The sequence below is a fragment of the Bordetella sp. 2513F2 genome, assembly GCF_054642735.1.
This window is the reverse complement of sequence record NZ_CM137755.1, coordinates 4,241,927-4,258,988: the sequence shown is the minus strand read 5'-3', so window position 1 is coordinate 4,258,988 and position 17,062 is coordinate 4,241,927. Positions and strand designations below refer to the sequence as shown.

General features: G+C 69.5%; 18 protein-coding genes. 9 read left to right on the top strand and 9 right to left on the bottom strand.

From position 1 onward, the window contains the following. Position 1: 1 nt before the first annotated feature. The 7 genes from ACYBYQ_RS20140 to ACYBYQ_RS20110 are packed head-to-tail and all read left to right on the top strand — an operon-like array spanning position 2 to position 6,638. Entirely contained in the window at positions 2–892 is an 891-nt protein-coding gene (locus ACYBYQ_RS20140; RefSeq protein WP_459616192.1) for an ABC transporter permease, read from the top strand. Positions 893–919: 27 nt separating this feature from the next. Beyond that, positions 920–1,714 (top strand): ABC transporter permease, encoded by a 795-nt coding sequence (locus ACYBYQ_RS20135; protein WP_459616191.1) that lies wholly within the window; start codon positions 920–922, stop codon positions 1,712–1,714. A gap of 37 nt (positions 1,715–1,751) precedes the next feature. Beyond that, positions 1,752–2,051 (top strand): (2Fe-2S)-binding protein, encoded by a 300-nt coding sequence (locus tag ACYBYQ_RS20130; protein WP_459616190.1) that lies wholly within the window; start codon positions 1,752–1,754, stop codon positions 2,049–2,051. Continuing rightward, on the top strand, positions 2,048–3,439 hold the full coding sequence (locus tag ACYBYQ_RS20125) for an FAD/NAD(P)-dependent oxidoreductase (protein ID WP_459616189.1): 1,392 nt from the start codon (positions 2,048–2,050) through the stop codon (positions 3,437–3,439). The genes ACYBYQ_RS20130 and ACYBYQ_RS20125 overlap by 4 nt, the downstream gene beginning before the upstream one ends. After that, on the top strand, positions 3,436–4,605 hold the full coding sequence (locus tag ACYBYQ_RS20120; protein ID WP_459616188.1) for an NAD(P)/FAD-dependent oxidoreductase: 1,170 nt from the start codon (positions 3,436–3,438) through the stop codon (positions 4,603–4,605). Before ACYBYQ_RS20125 ends, ACYBYQ_RS20120 begins: the two co-directional genes overlap by 4 nt. Continuing rightward, positions 4,602–5,681 carry an ABC transporter substrate-binding protein gene (locus ACYBYQ_RS20115; protein ID WP_459616187.1) on the top strand — a complete coding sequence of 360 codons (1,080 nt, stop codon included), beginning with the start codon at positions 4,602–4,604 and terminating at the stop codon, positions 5,679–5,681. The genes ACYBYQ_RS20120 and ACYBYQ_RS20115 overlap by 4 nt, the downstream gene beginning before the upstream one ends. Before the next feature lie 18 nt (positions 5,682–5,699). Next, entirely contained in the window at positions 5,700–6,638 is a 939-nt protein-coding gene (locus ACYBYQ_RS20110; RefSeq protein WP_459616186.1) for a 2-hydroxyacid dehydrogenase, read from the top strand. A 12-nt stretch (positions 6,639–6,650) separates the two neighbouring features. Here the strand turns inward: ACYBYQ_RS20110 and ACYBYQ_RS20105 are convergent, their stop codons facing one another. The 3 genes from ACYBYQ_RS20105 to ACYBYQ_RS20095 all read right to left on the bottom strand — a co-directional run bounded on the left by ACYBYQ_RS20105 (position 6,651) and on the right by ACYBYQ_RS20095 (position 9,847). Further along, positions 6,651–7,052, bottom strand: coding sequence for a YidB family protein (locus ACYBYQ_RS20105; protein ID WP_459616185.1), 402 nt, complete (start codon positions 7,050–7,052; stop codon positions 6,651–6,653). 25 nt (positions 7,053–7,077) lie between these two features. Beyond that, positions 7,078–7,470 carry a DUF3597 domain-containing protein gene (locus ACYBYQ_RS20100; RefSeq protein ID WP_459616184.1) on the bottom strand — a complete coding sequence of 131 codons (393 nt, stop codon included), beginning with the start codon at positions 7,468–7,470 and terminating at the stop codon, positions 7,078–7,080. A gap of 199 nt (positions 7,471–7,669) precedes the next feature. Beyond that, the gene (locus ACYBYQ_RS20095) at positions 7,670–9,847 is read right to left on the bottom strand and encodes a malate synthase G (protein ID WP_459616183.1); all 2,178 of its coding nucleotides are present in this window, start codon (positions 9,845–9,847) and stop codon (positions 7,670–7,672) included. Positions 9,848–10,055: 208 nt separating this feature from the next. Here ACYBYQ_RS20095 and glcC point away from each other — a divergent pair, with 208 nt between their 5' ends. Next, the gene (gene glcC, locus ACYBYQ_RS20090) at positions 10,056–10,820 is read left to right on the top strand and encodes a transcriptional regulator GlcC (protein ID WP_459616182.1); all 765 of its coding nucleotides are present in this window, start codon (positions 10,056–10,058) and stop codon (positions 10,818–10,820) included. Positions 10,821–10,936: 116 nt separating this feature from the next. Here glcC and ACYBYQ_RS20085 read toward each other — a convergent pair whose 3' ends face one another. From ACYBYQ_RS20085 to ACYBYQ_RS20065, 5 genes are all read right to left on the bottom strand, one after another. After that, positions 10,937–11,320, bottom strand: a complete 384-nt coding sequence (locus ACYBYQ_RS20085) for a DUF4148 domain-containing protein (RefSeq protein WP_459616181.1) — start codon at positions 11,318–11,320, stop codon at positions 10,937–10,939. Positions 11,321–11,623: 303 nt separating this feature from the next. After that, positions 11,624–12,568, bottom strand: a complete 945-nt coding sequence (ubiA, locus tag ACYBYQ_RS20080) for a 4-hydroxybenzoate octaprenyltransferase (RefSeq protein ID WP_459616180.1) — start codon at positions 12,566–12,568, stop codon at positions 11,624–11,626. A gap of 67 nt (positions 12,569–12,635) precedes the next feature. Beyond that, on the bottom strand, positions 12,636–13,835 hold the full coding sequence (locus ACYBYQ_RS20075; RefSeq protein WP_459616179.1) for an aminotransferase-like domain-containing protein: 1,200 nt from the start codon (positions 13,833–13,835) through the stop codon (positions 12,636–12,638). A 126-nt stretch (positions 13,836–13,961) separates the two neighbouring features. Continuing rightward, a complete protein-coding gene (locus tag ACYBYQ_RS20070) occupies positions 13,962–14,186 on the bottom strand; it encodes a tautomerase family protein (protein ID WP_459616178.1) in 225 nt (74 codons plus the stop codon). A 23-nt stretch (positions 14,187–14,209) separates the two neighbouring features. Then, positions 14,210–14,950: an SDR family oxidoreductase gene (locus ACYBYQ_RS20065; RefSeq protein WP_459616177.1), complete on the bottom strand. Its 741-nt coding sequence runs from the start codon at positions 14,948–14,950 to the stop codon at positions 14,210–14,212. Positions 14,951–15,134: 184 nt separating this feature from the next. Between ACYBYQ_RS20065 and msrC the strand changes: the two genes are divergently transcribed. Continuing rightward, positions 15,135–15,626 carry a free L-methionine (R)-S-oxide reductase MsrC gene (gene msrC, locus ACYBYQ_RS20060; RefSeq protein ID WP_459616176.1) on the top strand — a complete coding sequence of 164 codons (492 nt, stop codon included), beginning with the start codon at positions 15,135–15,137 and terminating at the stop codon, positions 15,624–15,626. 39 nt (positions 15,627–15,665) lie between these two features. On the opposite strand, the gene ACYBYQ_RS20055 is transcribed toward msrC, so the two are convergent. Continuing rightward, positions 15,666–17,018: an APC family permease gene (locus ACYBYQ_RS20055; RefSeq protein WP_459616175.1), complete on the bottom strand. Its 1,353-nt coding sequence runs from the start codon at positions 17,016–17,018 to the stop codon at positions 15,666–15,668. Between the last annotated feature and the right edge of the window lie 44 nt (positions 17,019–17,062).

Below are 17,062 nucleotides of genomic sequence, written 5' to 3'. Positions count from 1 at the left end.
CATGAGCACGCTTGCACAGCCCGGCGCGGCCGGCGCCCCGGCCGCCCGACGCAACGGCGCGGGCCTGAGCTTCGCCGGCGCATTGCCGCTGACGGTGCTGTTCCTTACGCTGGTCGTGACGCCGCTGCTGCTCACCTTCATGCTGTCGTTCCATCGTTTCGATTACGACACGGGCATACAGCCGGGCCACACCTTGGGCAACTACCTCACGGTGCTGTCGGACTCGTATTTCCTGGAGATCTTCTGGCGCACGTTCTGGATCTCCGGGCTCACCACGCTGATCTGCGTGCTGATCGGCGCGCCGGAGGCCTACATCCTGAGCCGCATGCGCAAGCCGTGGCGCTCGATCTGCCTGCTTGCCGTGCTGTCGCCGCTGCTGATCTCGCTGGTGGTGCGGGCCTTCGGCTGGAGCATGCTGCTGGGCCCGTCCGGCCCGCTGGGGCGGGCCGCCGAGGCGCTGGGGCTGGGGGCGCTGCTGTACACGCCCACGGCCGTCATCATCGCGCTGGTGCACGTGATGCTGCCCTTCATGATCATTCCGGTCTGGACCTCGCTGCAGAAGCTCGATCCCAGCGTGGAGCACGCCGCCTATTCGCTCAATGCCTCGCGCCTGCAGACCATGCTGCGCGTGGTGCTGCCGCAGGCCGCGCCCGGCATCCTGTCGGGCAGCCTCATCGTGTTCGGGCTGTCGGCCAGTTCCTTCGCCATCCCGGCGCTGCTGGGCGGGCGCCGCCTCAAGATGGTGGCCACCGTGGTGTACGACGAGTTCCTGTCGGACCTGAACTGGCCGCTGGGCGCCGCCATCGCCATCCTGCTGCTGCTGGCCAACGTGATCATCATGATGGCCTACAACCGCGTGGTGGAACGCTCGTACCGGCGCAGCCTGGGCTAGGGCGCGTCGACGCAGAAAGGAATCTCCATGCTGAAGAACGGTCCTGTCGCGCTGGCGTTCAATTTCCTGGTGGTCGCGTTCATCCTGGCGCCGCTGGTCATCGTGTGCCTGGTGGCCTTCACGCCCGAGACCACGCTCACCATCCCCACCACGCATTTCTCGCTGCGCTGGTTCGCAGCCGTGTTCGAGCATCCCAATTTCATGCAGGCGTTCCGCAACAGCCTGTGGCTCGCGTTCCTGTCGGCCAGCATCGCCATCTGCCTGGGCGTGCCGGCTGCGCTGGCCATCACGCGCCATCGCTTCCCGGGGCGCGACGCGCTCAACGGCCTGTTCCTGTCGCCGCTCATGATCCCGCACCTGGTGCTGGGTGTGGCGCTGCTGCGCTTCTTCGCGCTGATCGGCACCACGGGCAGCTTCGCCTGGCTGGTGCTGGCCCACGTGATCGTGATCACGCCCTATGTGATGCGGCTGGTGATCGGCGCGCTGGTGGGCTTCGACCGCTCCATCGAACACGCCGCGCTGTCGCTGGGCGCGGGCCGCGCCACCGTGTTCTTCAAGGTGACCCTGCCGCTGATCCTGCCGGGCGTGTCCGGCGGCTGGCTGCTGGCTTTCATCAACAGCTTCGATGAACTGACCATGTCGGTGTTCATCACGGCGCCCACCACCATCACCCTGCCGGTGCGTATGTACATGTACGCCACCGAGTCCATCGACCCGATGATGGCGGCCGTGTCGGCGCTGGTGATCGCGCTTACCGCGGTGACCATGCTGCTGCTGGACCGGGTGTACGGGCTGGACCGCATCCTGGTGGGCGGGCACTGAGCCCGATTGCTGCAACACACGACGGAAAACCATTCCGATGGCGATACTGAAACGCGTGGCCGAGACGCAGCGCCGCGCAGTGCCTTTCACGCTGGACGGGCAACCGATGCAGGCCATGGCCGGCGATACGGTGCTCACGGCCATACTCACGCAGGCCGAACGCCTGAGGCGTTCGGAGTTTAGCGGCGGGCCGCGCGCCGGATTCTGCATGATGGGGGCATGCCAGGATTGCTGGGTGCTGGGCGAGGACGGCACGCGCCTGCGCGCCTGCTCGACCTTCGTGCAGCCCGGCATGCGGCTGCTGTCGCAGCCGGCGGACGGCAGGAGCCGCGCATGAACGCGGCGACGGATACCCTGCCGCCCGTGGTGGTGGGCGCCGGCCCGGCCGGCATACGGGCCGCGCAGGCCCTGGCGGAAGCGGGCCTGCGGCCGGTGGTGCTGGACGAGGCGCCGCGCCCGGGCGGGCAGATCTACCGCCAGCCCCCCGCAGGCTTCGTGCGCGACAAGGCCGCGCTGTACGGCTTCGAGCACCGCAAGGCCGGCCGGCTGCACGGCGCCATGGCCGCCCTGGCGGGGCGGGTCGACTACCGGCCCGGCACGCTGGTCTGGAACTGCGAGCCCGGCATGCTGGACCTGATGCGCGACGGCATGCACGAGCAGCTGCCATACGGCCGGCTGATTCTGGCCACGGGCGCCACCGACCGCGTCCTGCCGCTGCCCGGCTGGCTCACGCCCGGGGTCTATACGCTGGGCGGAGCACAGGTGGCGCTGAAATTCCAGGGCTGCACGGTGGGGTCCCGCGTGGCCTTCATGGGCACGGGGCCGCTGCTCTACCTGGTGGCCTACCAGTATGCGCGGGCCGGCGCGCAGGTCGTGGCGGTGGTCGACACGGCGTGTCGCAGCGACGGCCTGGCCGCGCTGCCCGGCCTGCTGCGCGCCCCGGGCCTGCTGGCCAAGGGGCTGTACTACGTCGGCTGGCTGCGCGCCCACGGCGTACCGCTGTACAAGGGCGCGCGGCCCGCGCGCATCATGGGCGGCGAGCGCGTGGAGGGGCTGGCCTTCGTCTGCGGCGGCCGCGAGCGGCACGTGGCCTGCGACGCCGTGGCCTACGGCCTGGCGCTGCGCGCCGAGACGCAACTGGCCAGCCTGGCGGGCTGCGAGTTCGAATACGACGCACAGGACCGCAACTGGCTGCCGCGGCGCGATGCCGCCGGACGCACCTCGGTGCCGGGCGTCTACGTGGCGGGCGACGGCGCCGGCATTGCCGGCGCGGATGCCGCCGAGCTGGCGGGCGAGCGCGCCGCGCTGGCGCTGCTGCAGGATGCCGGCCTGCCCTGGGACGCGGCGCGCGCGCAACGGCTCGAGCAGCGCCTGGCGCGCAATGCGCGGGTGCGGCAGGCGCTGGAGCGCGCGTTTCCGTTCCCCCACGACTGGCTGCGCAGCCTGGACGACGACGTGACCTTGTGCCGCTGCGAGGAGATCACCGTGGGGGCGCTGCGCAGCGCCGCCGCGCACGACAGCGTGGCCGAGATCAACCGCCTCAAGGCTTTTACCCGCATCGGCATGGGCCGCTGCCAGGGCCGCATGTGCGGCGTCGCGGCCGGCGAGCTGCTGGCGCACGCCTGCGCCAGCACGCCGGGGCAGGTGGGGCGGCTGCGCAACCAGCCGCCCGTCAAGCCGCTGCCGATCGCCTTGCGCCGCGCAGCACCGGAGGTCCATTCATGAGCGGCCGCCTCGAAACCGAGGTCGCCATCATCGGCGGCGGCATCGTGGGCGGCAGCGCCGCGCTGTTCCTGCGCCAGCGCGGCGTGCCGGTGATGCTGTTCGAAGGCGCCCTGTGCGGCGCCAAGGCCAGCGGCGTGAACTACGGCGGCGTGCGGCGCCAGGGCAGGCCGCTGGCGCAGATGCCGCTGACGCAGCGCGCCCACGCGCTGTGGGGCCGGCTGCCTGAACTGATAGGCATCGACGGCGAATACGTGCGCTCCGGCCACCTGAAGCTGGCGCGCAGCGAGGCGGACCTTGCCGCACTGGAAGCCTACCGGGACAGCACCCGCGGCTATGGCATGCATCTGCGCATGCTGGGCGCCACCGAGCTGCGCCAGCGCTATGACTGGCTGGGCCACAGCGTGGTGGGCGGCTCGCTGTGCCCGGAGGACGGCCATGCGAACCCCCGGCTCGTCTCGCCGGCGTTTGCCGCGGCGGCCCGCAGGCTGGGGGCGGACGTGCGCGAGCAGTGTCCGGTGCATGGGGCATACCACGACGGCGAGCGTTTCGTGCTGCATGCCGCCGGGGGCCTGGAAGTGCGCGCGCGCTACCTGCTGAACTGCGCCGGCGCCTGGGCGGGCCGCTTCGCGGCGGCCTTCGGCGAGCCCGTGCCGGAAAGCGCGATCCATCCGCTGATGCTGGTTACCGAGCCGCTGCCCGTTTTCATGACGCTCAGCCTGGGCATGCAGGGCGGCGGCATCTATGCGCGCCAGGTGGCGCGCGGCAATTGCATCATCGGCGGCGGGCGCGGCGTATCGTCCGATCCCGACTACGCCCGCCCGTCGGGGCAGGATGTGCCGGCCCTGCTGGCCAATGCCGCCGCATTGCTGCCGGCGCTGCGCGGCGCGCACGTGATCCGTTTCTGGTCGGGGGTGGAGGGCTGCATGCCGGACCACAACCCCGTGCTGGGGCCGAGCCGCACCACGCCGGGCCTGTTCCACGCCTTCGGCCTGTCGGGCGCGGGCTTCCAGATCGGCCCCGCCGTCGGCGAGGTCCTGGCCGACCTGGTGTGCACGGGCCAGTCTCCGATTTCCATCGATGCATTCGGCATCGAACGATATGCGGCTGCCGCTCAGGCGGCCGCGCATCGCCCTGTCCTGTCTGAGCAAACGCTGGAGTCATCATGAAGATCGATTGCAACCGCGGCAAGCAAACCGGCCGGCGCACCCTGCGCTTGCTGACGGGCGCCGCACTCCTGGCCGCGACCCTGTCGGGCACGGCCTGGGCGCAGCAGAAAACGCTCTACGTGGGCATGAACGGCGGCGACATGGAGCGCGCCTTCACCCAGCACGTGTTCCCCGCCTTCGAGAAGGAGAACAACGTCAAGATCGTCGTCGTGCCGGGCACGTCCACGGACGTGCTGGCCAAGGCCCAGGCCTACAAGGACAACCCGCAGATGCACGTCATGTTCCTCGACGACGGCGTGATGAGCCGCGCCATCTCGATGGGCCTGTGCGACAAGCTGCAGGACGGGCCCGCGCTGCAGCAGCTGTACCCTGCGGCGCTCATCAAGAACGGCATGGCCGCGGGGATCGACACCGGCATGACCGGCGTGGCCTACAACACCAAGCTGTTCGCCGAGCGGGGCTGGGCCCCGCCCACGTCGTGGATGGACCTCGCCGATCCCAAGTACAAGGGCAAGGTGGTGTTCCAGTCGGCCGCCACCAGCACCTTCGGGCTGCACGCGTTCATGATGTTCAACCGCATCCAGGGCGGCGACGAGAAGAACGTGGACCCCGGCTTCTCCAAGTGGGACGACACCATCGGCCCCAACGTGCTGGAGTACATCCCCAACACCGCCAAGCTGTCGGAAATGATCCAGTCGGGCGAAGCCGCCATCTTCCCCCTCACGCCCACGGCCACGGCGCGGTTCCAGCGCCGCGGCATCCCCGTGGAGTACGTGCAGCCCAAGGAAGGCTCGGTGATCCTGATGGTGGCCGAGTGCGTGATCGCCGGCAACTCCGAGCCCGAGCTGTCGCAGAAGCTGGCGCACTACCTGCTGACCGCGCAGGCCCAGAGCAAGGCGCTGGAGTTCGGCGGCCACTTCCCCTCGAACAAGACCGTCACCGCGCCGGCCGGCAGCGAGGAGATGCTGGCCAAGTTCCAGCAGTACATGCAGAACGCACACGTGGTCGATTGGGATACCATCAACGCCACGCGCGGTTCGTTCAATGCGCGCTGGAACCGCAGCGTCGAGCGCTGAAGCAAGGGAGGGTATGACATGCGGCTGGTGGTCAAGTCGGGCGGGCCCCAGGCCTACGCGGAGTGGCGCGCGCTGTTCGCGGCGCTGGATCCGGCCATCGAGGTGGTGGACTGGTTCGATCCGGCGCTGGATCCGCGCGGCATCGCCTACGCCCTGGTCTGGGAACCCGACCCGGGCCGGCTGGCCGGCCTGCCCGACCTGCGGCTGGTGATCAGCGCGGGCGCCGGCGTCGACCACATCCTGGCCGATCCGCAGCGCCCGGCCCACGTGCCCATTGCCCGCATGGTCATGGACGCCACGGCCAGCGAAATGAGCGAGTATGTGCTGGCCAGCGTGATGCACGTGCTGCGCGACTTCCGCCGCATCGCCGTGAACCAGGCCAACTGCGTCTGGGATACTTTCGATGCGCCGCGCAGCATTGCCGGCACGCGCGTGGGCGTGATGGGCATGGGGCGGCTGGGCACTGCCGCCGCGCAGCTGCTGGCGCGCACGGGTTTCCGGGTGTCGGGCTGGTCGCGCAGCCTTTCGAACGTGGCCGGCGTGGAGAGCCATGCCGGGCCCGAGGGGCTGTCCGCCTTCCTGGCCGGCACCGACGTGCTGGTGTGCCTGCTGCCGGCCACGCAGGCCACCCGCGGCATACTGGGCGCCGCCACGCTGGCGCAGCTGCCGCGCGGCGCGGCGCTGATCAACGCCGGACGCGGCATGCACATGGTGGAAGCGGACCTGCTGGCGGCGCTCGACAGCGGCCAGCTCGGCCAGGCCGTGCTCGACGTGTTCGAAACGGAGCCGCTGCCGGCCGATTCGGCCCTGTGGCGCCATCCCCGCATCACCATCACGCCGCATTGCGCGGCCGCGCCCAACCGCGCAATGCGGGCCGCGCACGTGGTGCAGCTGATCCATGCGTGCGAGCGCGGCGAGCCGCTGCCCGACCTGTACGATCCGCAGGCCGGGTATTGACGCCTGCCGGGCTCAGCCGAAGAGCTTGCCCAGCGAACCCAGCACGGCCGACGCATTGAACGGCTGGGCATTGTCCGCGGAGCCGTCGGGCGTGGCCTGGTCCACGATCTGCGGCAGCAGGCTGGTCAGCGACTCCAGTACGGAACCGCGGTCCTGGCCGCTTTCCTGGGCGATGTTGTCGACCACGCCCGGGTCGAGCACGGCATCGAGCTGGTTGGCCGTGACGGGTTCGTTCTGGCCGGGGCTGATCCAGGATTGGACGATCTCGCCCAGCCCGCCGCGCTGGAAGGATTCGATCAGTCCGGCGATGCCGCCCGGATAGTTGGCCAGCTGGTTCAGCACCACCGGCAGCAGGCCGGCGTTGTTGTTGCCGGCGCCGCCGGCGATCTGGGTCAGGGAGTCGAGCAGTCCCATATTGTTCTCCTGGGGTGGGTCGGGCTCAGTCCTGCAGGTCGGCAGGCAGCTTGCCGCCGTTTTCCGCCAGCTTGCGCATCACTTCCTTGTGCAGCCAGATGTTCATGGCGGCCGAGTCGTCGGTGCTGCCGGTGTAGCCCAGTTCGGCGGCCAGTTCCTTGCGGGCCGACAGGCTGCTGTCCAGGCCGAGCAGCTTGAGCAGGTCGACGATGGAGGTCTTCCAGTTGAGCTTCTCGGGATGCTGGGCCTGCATCGCGCTCAGCACGGCGTCGACGTCCACGGGCGCCGCGGCAGGCGCTGCCGCAGGCGCGGCGGCAGCGGGAGTCGCGGGGGCGGCGGCCGGAGCGGCCTCGGGCGCGGGTTCGGCCTTGTTGCGGGAGGGCAGGATCTTGTCCAGGATGGCGCTGAAGATGCTCATTGCGGGACTCCGGTAGAGGCGGCGCGGCCGCCGTGGTGCAGGAATGGCAAACCGGGCGCTGGCGCCCGGCTGCCGCGAAACGAGTCCTGAGCATACCGCCCGGTCATGTCGTTCCCGTGTAAAGGAACGTCAAGTTTGATCCGGTTGCGTCCTGTTGCGAACCGGGGCCGGCCGCAATGCGAGACCCCCGCGCCGGATTTCAGCCTTGCGCGGCCTTGAATTCCAGGCGATAGCGGTGCAGCAGCGGCTCGGTGTAGCCATTGGGCTGGGCCAGGCCTTCGAACACCAGCGCGCGCGCGGCGCGATAGGCATGCGAGGCGTCGAAGTCCGGCGCCATCGGGCGGTAGTGCGGGTCGCCGGCGTTCTGCTTGTCGACCACCTGCGCCATGCGCTGGAAGGTCTCCTCGACCTGTTCCCGCGTGACCACGCCGTGACGCAGCCAGTTGGCCATGTGCTGGCTCGAGATGCGCAGCGTGGCGCGGTCTTCCATCAGGCCCACGTCGTGGATGTCGGGCACCTTGGAGCAGCCCACGCCCTGGTCGATCCAGCGCACCACGTAGCCGAGTATGCCCTGGGCGTTGTTGTCGAGCTCCTGCTGGATCTCGGCCGCCGACCATTGCGGCGCGGCCACCACCGGCACGGTGAGCAGGCCGGCCAGCAATTCCTCGCCCACCTCGTCGAGGCGGGTGCGTTCGAGTTCCTGCTGCACCGCCTGCACGTCGACCAGGTGATAGTGCAGGGCGTGCAGCGTGGCGGCGGTGGGCGAGGGCACCCAGGCCGTGTTGGCCCCCGCCTTGGGATGGGCGATCTTCTGCTCCAGCATGGCGGCCATCAGGTCCGGCATGGCCCACATGCCCTTGCCGATCTGGGCCCGTCCGCGCAGGCCGCAATCCAGGCCCACCAGCACGTTGTTGCGCTCGTAGGCGGCGATCCAGGCGCTGGACTTCATGTCGCCCTTGCGCAGCATGGGCCCGGCTTCCATGGCGGTGTGCATTTCGTCGCCGGTGCGGTCGAGGAAGCCCGTGTTGATGAAGGCCACGCGGTCGGCGGCAGCCGCGATGCAGGCCTTGAGGTTGACGCTGGTGCGCCGCTCTTCGTCCATGATGCCCATCTTGAGCGTATTGCGCGCCAGCCCGAGGAGATCCTCGACGCGGGCGAACAGTTCGCTGGCGTAGGCCACCTCGGCAGGCCCGTGCATCTTGGGCTTGACGATGTAGATCGAGCCCGTGCGCGAGTTGCGCCGCAGCTTGAGGTCGTGCAGCGCCGCCAGCGTGGTGACCACGGCGTCGAGCATGCCTTCGGGCAGTTCCTTGCCGTCGCGGTCGAGCACGGCCGGGTTGGTCATGAGGTGGCCGACATTGCGCACGAACAGCAGCGAACGCCCGTGCAGCACCAGCGTGCCGCCGTCGGGCTTGCGGTATTCGCGGTCGGGGTTGAGGCGGCGGGTGTAGGTCTGGCCGCCCTTGGTGACCGGCTCTTCCAGGGTGCCCTGCATCAGGCCCAGCCAGTTGCGGTAGATCTGCACCTTGTCGTCGGCATCGACCGCCGCGACGGAGTCTTCGCAGTCCATGATGGTGGTGACGGCGGCCTCGAGCAGCACGTCCTTCACGCCTGCCGGATCGGTCTGGCCGATGGCATGCTGGCGATCGACCTGGATCTCGAAATGCAGCCCGTGGTGCACCAGCAGCAGGGCCGAAGGCGCTTGCGGATCGCCCTGGTAGCCCAGGAACTGTTCAGGCCGCTGCAGCCCGACTGCGCCTTCGGGAAGCCGGGCCACGAAGCGGCCTTGCTCCACGGCATAGCCGGTGGCCTGCGCATGCGAACCGCTGGCCAGCGGGGCGGCCTGGTCCAGGAAGGTGCGGGCGCGGGCGATCACGGCCGCGCCGCGCCGGGGGTTGTATGCCGCGCCCGGCGCCAGCTCGCCGCCGACCGGGATGGCATCGGTGCCGTACAGCGCGTCGTACAGGCTGCCCCAGCGCGCATTGGCCGCATTGAGCGCGTATCGGGCATTGGACATGGGCACGACCAGCTGCGGGCCGGCCTGCAGCGCGATCTCCGTATCGACATTGGCGGTGCCGGCCTGCACGGCGGCAGGCGCTGCCTGGAGGTAGCCGATCTCCTCGAGGAAGCTGCGGTAGGCCGCGGCATCGCTTACCGGCCCCGGGTGGGCGCGGTGCCAGTCGTCGAGCGCGGCCTGCAGGCGGTCGCGCTCGGCCAGCAGCTCGCGGTTGCGCGGCGCGAGGTCGTGGGCCAGGGCAGAGAAGCCCTGCCAGAAGGCCTGGCTGTCGATGCCGGTGCCCGGCAGGGCCTCGTCTTCGATGAAGCGGTACAGCACGGAGGCCACTTGCAGGCCGTGTTGCGGGATGCGGTCGGTCATGCGGATTCTCGAAGTAGCGGACATGGCGTCACATGATGGCCTCCGCGCACCCGCCGTGTCCAGCAGCCATGGCACTGGTCATACCAGTTTGTGATGGAACGGATCCCGCAGGACTGCACCATCCGGCTTATATTTCATGGGCTTGGATCGTTTCTTGCAGCTTGTCGCGGCATGCCGTGGCATGTGGTCATACCAGTTGGGGAATTGCATGGATACTCAGGTGGCGGGCCGGCCCCGCCAGGTGGCGGAAGTCGTGGCCGAGCGCATCGAACGCCTGATCCTCGACGGTGTGCTCAAGGTGGGGCAGGCCCTGCCCTCGGAACGGCGCCTCACGGAAAAGCTGGCCGTGTCGCGCACCGCGCTGCGCGAGGGCCTGCGGCTGCTGCGCGCGCGCGAGATCATACGCACGGAGCAGGGCAAGGGTTCGTACGTGGCGCAGATGCGGCCGGTGGATGCCAGCCCGCTGGTGCACTTGTTCAACTCGCAGCCGCGCACGCTTTACGACCTGTTCGAGGTGCGCTCGCTGCTGGAGGGCGAGTCGGCCCGGCTGGCGGCGATCCGCGGCACCGAGGCGGACTTCATCCTCATACGGCGCCGCTACGAGGCCATGGTGGCGGCGCAGGCCGAAGGCGCCGACACGGCCACTCACGCGCACCACGACCACGCTTTCCACCTCGCCATCTGCGAGGCCTCGCACAACGCCGTGCTGGTGCATACCCTGCAATCGCTCAACGACCTGCTGCTGGGTTCGGTGTTCGCCTGCGTCAACAACCTCTATCACCGGGAGCCGCACAAGCGGCAGATCGATCGCCAGCACGCGCGGCTGTACAACGCGGTGGTGGGCAGGCTGCCCGACCAGGCGCACAAGGCCGCCACCGAGCACGTCGACGGGGTGCGCCAGAGCCTGGCCGAAATCGAGCAGGAAGAGCAGCGCCTGGTGCGCGCCACGCTGCGCCTCGAGGGCTGGGCCTGAAACAGGCGTGTTGCCGCCGGCCACAGGAAAAGAAAAGCCCGTCCGCGGCCAGGCCGGGACGGGCGGGCGGCCCGCGCCGGAGGGGGAAGCGGCGGGCCGGGCGGGGAGACGCGTGATCAGCTGCGGGGCGGATAGTCCAGGTTGCCGTAGGTCACCAGGCCCTGCTCCTTGGCGGATTGCAGTTCTGCCTGCACCTGGGCGCGGCTCACATGGCTCGCCGGGATGGCGGCCTGGGGCGGGTAGTCGAGGTTGCCGTACGTGACCAGGCCGGCGGCCTTGGCTTGCGCCAGTTCGGCGCGTACCTGGTCGACGGTGGCCGACGACGTGGCGGCCGGCAGGAAGGGATAGCCTTCCTCGCCCACCATGTATTGGCCGTTGGCCTTGGCCTGCGCCAGTTCGGCCTGGACTTGCGCGCGGGTCGGTTCCTGGCCCAGGTCGGCGGCCTGGGCGCCGGCCAGCATGCTGAGGGAGAGGGCGGTAGCGGTAACGAGCGTCTTCATGACAATCTCCTCGGTATGACGGCAGCCGTCCGGGCTGCCGTACTCCATGGAACGCACATCCTCCGGAGGGGAGCCGGGCCTGCGGCCTATTCCGCGGGGCGCGTTGTGATGTGCCTATGACTGCATTGTGACGATCGTGTGTCTCCGGATAAACCCTGATATTGGGAAAACACTGTTCCGTATAGATCGATAATCGACGGAAAAATGCCTTATTACATCGAGAAATGCCTATATCCGATAGGGCCTTTCGACAGGGATCTTTCCTGCGCAGGTGTGGCGGCCCGCCGGGGAACGCGCGGCTGCTCAGCCGCCCAGCGGGGGCACGAGGGTGCCGGCCAGGGCGGCAGCCACCAGCAGTGCGCCGGTCCAGAGATTGGCGCGGAACAGCATGAAGTTGCGTTCCGGGCGCTGCAGGTCGAAGACGGCCAGTTGCCACAGCAGGTGGCCCGCCACGATGGCCATGCCCAGGTAGTAGGCCCAGCCCATGCCCATGGCGTAGCCGCCCCAGGTCCACAGCACAAGGGTGGCCACGTAGAACCCGCCGATCCACAGCTTGCCGCGGTCGGCGAAGCGCATGGCGGTCGAGCGCAGGCCCAGGCTGCGGTCGTCGCGCACGTCGACGTAGGCATAGATGCTGTCGTAGCCGATCTGCCACAGCACGGCGCCCGCCCACATGGCCACGCCGGCCAGCGGCAGGTGGTTCTGGGTGTCCGACCACGCCATCAGCATGCCCCAGTTGAAGCACACGCCCAGCACGGCCTGGGGCCAGTAGGTGATGCGCTTGCAGAACGGATAGATGAACACGAAGGGCAGGACGGCCAGCGCCAGCCAGCGGCTCATCTCGTTGATGAAGAACAGCAGCGATGCGCAGACCGCCAGCTGGCCCACGAGGAACGCCACGGCCTGCTTCATCCCGAGCTGGCCGCTGGTGAGCGGACGGAACCGCGTGCGTTCGACGTGGCGGTCGATGTCGCGGTCCCACATGTCGTTGACGGTGCAGCCTATGCCGCGCATCAGCAGCGCACCCAGCGAGAACACCACCAGCCGGCCGAACTCGGGCAGGCCGCCCGCGGCCTGTATCAGCGCGGCGATGCAGGGCAGCAGGGTGAGCCAGGTGCCGATGGGGCGGTCGAGCCGGCACAGCCGCGCGTAGGGACGCCAGCTGCGCGGCAGCCAGCGCTCCACCCAGTCGGTGAAGACGATGTCGTTGAGGTCGGTGGCGGTGTTCTGCGGCACGCGGTCTGACATGGCGGAAACGCGAGGCTGCACGGGCGCGGCCCGCACAGCCGGGTTGGCGTGGAAAGGCCGGCGGCCTTCAGGCCTGCTGCTTGAGCAGGTTGCCGAGGACGGCGATGCCGGCGCGGATCTTCTCTTCGGGCACGGTGGCGAAGCTCAGTCGCAGGGTGTTGCGCTGCGGCGCGCCGGCATAGAACGGCGCGCCGGGCACGAACGCCACGTTGCGCTCCACCGCCTGCGCCAGCAGTTGCTGGCTGTCGATGTGCGCGGGCAGCGTGACCCACAGGAACATGCCGCCCTCCGGCCGCGTCCAGTGCACGCTGGCCGGGAATTCGCGTTCGATGGCTTCCAGCATGCAGCGGCCCTGCGCGCGATAGATCTCGCGCACCTTCGGCAGGTGCTCGGCCAGGAAGCCCGTTTTCACGACCTCGTACACGGCCATCTGCGTGAGCGTGGGAGTGTGCAGGTCGGTGGCCTGCTTGGCCTGCACCAGCTTGTTGATGATGCTGCGCGAGGCGGCGATGTAGCCCAGGCGCAGGCCCGGAGCCAGCACCTTGGAGAACGTGCCCAGGCGGATCACGTTGGCGCCGCACGCGGAACCCAGCGCCAGCAGGCCGGGCTGCGGCTCGCCGGCATAGCGCAGTTCGCCGTAGGGGTCATCTTCGATGATGGGCAGGCCCAGGCGGGCGGCGGTCTGCACCAGCGCCTGGCGGCGCGCCAGGTTCAGCGTGCGGCCCGTGGGATTCTGGAAATTGGGCAGCGCATACAGGAAGCGCGCGCCTTCGGCCAGCTCGGGCGTGATGGCCTCGGGAATCAGGCCGCCCTCGTCGGTGGGCACGGGCACGTAGCGCGGCTGGTACAGGCTGAACGACTGCAGCGCGCCCAGGTAGCTCGGATCTTCCACCAGCACCTTGCTGTCGCGGTCGATCAGCACCTTGCCGAGCAGGTCCAGCGCCTGCTGCGAACCGGACACGATGAGGATCTGGTCGGCCGACACGTTGGCGCCCGCGCGGTTGAGGTCTTGCGCCACCCACTCGCGCAGGGGCGCGTAGCCTTCGGTGGGGCCGTACTGCAGCGCGGCCTGCCCATTGGTGGACAGCACCTTGTCGAACGCCGCCCGCACTACGTCCACCGGAAACCCGGCGGGGGCCGGCAGGCCTCCCGCAAAGGAGATCACCTCGGGGCGCTCGGTGACTTTGAGGATCTCGCGGATGGCGGAGCTGGTGAGTTGCGTGGCGCGTTCGGAGAAGACGCACGCGGGTTCGAAGGGCTTGTCCATGGGGCTTGCTTGAAGGTGAGGGAACGTACGGCGGGAGGCTTATTTTCCCACATCGCCGCTCTCGCCTGCCGGGAAGCCCGAGCGCGGCCGCCATGGCGGCTTGCGGGGCTTTGCCCCGGCATGCCTTCATCCGGCTTTCCGGGGGTGGGGCAGGCCCATTTTCCCGAGCGTCAGCGTCTCGTCTGCCCGTCCCCAGCCGCCGTCGGCCACTTCCTCCACCAGGACCATCGTGTAGGGCCGCACCCCTTCCCCGAAATAATCGACGAACATCGCCGTCGTGCGGTGGATGATCTCTTCCTTGCGGGCGGCGTCGATCACGCCTTCGGGGAACTTGAAATTCGCGAATGGCATGGCGTGCTCCTTGTTTCGTGGGTTCAGGCGAATCCGCCATTGGCGCGCAGCACCTGGGCGTTGACCCAGCTGCCGTCGGGTCCGGCCAGGAAGGACACCACGCCGGCGATGTCCTCGGGCGTGCCCAGCCGCTCCAGCGGCGCCAGCCTGGTGATCTGCTCGATCTGTTCGGGGCTCTTGCCGTTGAAGAACAGGTCGGTGCCCACCGGCCCCGGGGCCACCGCGTTGACCGTGATGCCGCGGCCGCGCAATTCGTTGGCCAGTACGCGCACCAGGCCCTCCACGCCGGCCTTGGAGGCGATGTACGGCCCGTAGGCGGGGAAGGACCTGGCGATCACGCTGGTGGACAGGGCGATGATGCGGCCGCCTTCCTGCACCTGGGCGGCTGCCTGCGCCAGCACCAGGAACGCGCCGCGCAGGTTGGTGGCGATCACGCGGTCGAAGTCGGCCAGGCTGGCTTCGGCGATGGGCGCCATGGGCATGATGCCCGCGTTGTTGACGACCACGTCGATGCGGCCGAACGCCTGCATCGCGCCATCGAACAGCGCCGCCACGTCGTGCGGGTCGGCGACGTCGCCCTGGATCGCGACGGCGCGGCCCCCTGCTGATCCGATGAGGTCAACGGTCTCCTGCGCCAGGGCGGCATTGCCGGCGTAGTTCACGACCACGGCAAAGCCGTCGCTGGCCAGGCGGCGGGCGATCGCCCGGCCGATGCCGCGCGAGCCGCCCGTCACGAGGGCGGTCCTGGAGAAGTCTGCAGTCATGGGTGCTCCTGTGGGGAAACGGGCGACATGCCCATGGAGCTTATTGTGATTGTTGTGCTCTTCAGGATAAATACGCGGCAGCTGCTATTTGAATTCAATTTTTCACAACAATGTGCGGCGCTGCGGGATGCCGCGACGGTGGCATACACTCTCCACCTCGAAACCTTCCGTCCTGCTGCATCGCATGTTCTCCGCCAGCCCGATCGACACGTCCGACAAGCCTCGCTTCTATGCCGAGCTGGCCGCGCAGATGCGCGCCCTGCTCGAGGGCGAGCACGACCGCATCGCCAACGCCGCCAATTTCAGCGCGCTGGCCTGGCAGGCCTTGCCGCGCATCAACTGGGCGGGCTTCTATTTCCATGACGGGCAAGAGCTGGTGCTGGGCCCCTTCCAGGGCAAGCCGGCCTGCGTGCGCATCGCCCTCGAGCGCGGGGTGTGCGGAGCGGCAGCCCGCCTGCGCCAGACCCAGGTCGTGCCGGACGTGCACGCCTTTCCCGGCCACATCGCCTGCGACGCGGCATCGCGCTCGGAGATCGTGGTGCCGCTGGTGCGCGACGGGCAGCTCGTGGGCGTGTGGGACGTCGACAGCCCCGAGCCGGGCCGTTTCGACGACCAGGACCGCGCCGGCATGGAGGCGTTGTGCGAGATCTATCTCCGGAGCCTGGCGCAGCCATAGCCGCCTGCGCGGGCACAGCCGCGCAGGCCGGCAGAGGGCCTAGCCGGCTGGCGTGTCGCCCGGCCGGCCGCGCGTCAGCAGGAACAGCACCGGCACGCCGGCGGCCAGCACCGCCAGGCCCAGCAGCGCGCCGGCGCCGGCATAGACCGTGCTGGACCACAGCAGGCCGGCGCAAGTCAGGGCGAACACCAGCGGCGGCAGCGGATACAGCGGCACCTTGAAAGGCCGCGGATGCTGCGGATCGCGCCGCCGCAGGCGGATCACGGCCAGCGCCACCAGCAGCATGAAGAGCCAGAAGACGGGCGCCGTATAGGCCACCATGGTCTCCACGCCGTTCTCGGAGACCGCGCCGAACGCCACCAGCGCAAGCGTGATCGCGCCCTGCGCGAGCAGCCCGGCAAGCGGCGTCTGGCCCCGGCTGCTCCAGTTCGCCAGCCCGTGCAGCCGCGGCACGTCGCGGCCGAGGGCGTAGTAGACGCGCGCGCCGGTCAGGATGCTGCCGTTGATGGTGCTCAGGGCCGTGCAGCAGATGAGCAGGCTGAGTACCGCCGCGGCGTACGGCCCCGCCACCAGCCGCATGACTTCCGCGCCGATCGCCTGGGTATGCTGCAGCCCGTGCAGTCCGAAGATCTCCAGCAGCGCCAGGTTGGTGAGCAGATAGGCGCCGGCGATCACCAGCGTGCCGATGAGCAGCACCCGGCTTACGTTGCGGGCCGGGTCGCGCAATTCGCCGCACAGGTAGGCCGCCTCGTTCCAGCCGCCGTAGGTGAGCAGCACGAACACCATGCCCATGCCCAGGGCGCCCAGCAGGCTGTCTTCGATGGGATCGGGCGGCGGCGGCGGCGGCAGGTCTGCCCCCGCGGTCAGCAGCCCGCCCAGCATGACCGCGCCGAGTGCCGCCAGCGTGAGCGACGTGAAGACCAGTTGCAGGCGCTTGGACGGCTGCGTGCCGGCGATGTTGAGCGCGGTCAGCACCACCACCGACAGCGCTGCATGCAGCGCCGGGCCGTGTTCTCCCAAGGGCAGCAGCTGTTGGGCGTAATCACCGTAGATGAACGCCACCACGGCGATGGCGCCGGTCTGGATCACGGTGCCGCGCGCCCAGCCGAACAGCAGCGCGAGGCGCGGGCCCCATGCGCGGCTGAGATAGTGATATTCGCCGCCGGCGTCGGGGTAGGCCGAACCCAGCTCCGCGTAGCAGAGCGCGCCCAGCAGCATCACCAGCCCGCCGGCGATCCATAGCCCGATGTACACCGGCACCGAGCCGGCATTCTGGGCGACGAGCGGAGGGAAACCGAAGATGCCGATGCCGATGACCACGCCCACCATCACGGCGACGGCGTCGATCACGCTCAGGCCGGTGCGGGGCAGCTTTCCGGGTATGGCCGTCATGATGCGCACCGCGGATGGCGGCCGCGGGCGGCGGGGAGGGGGAG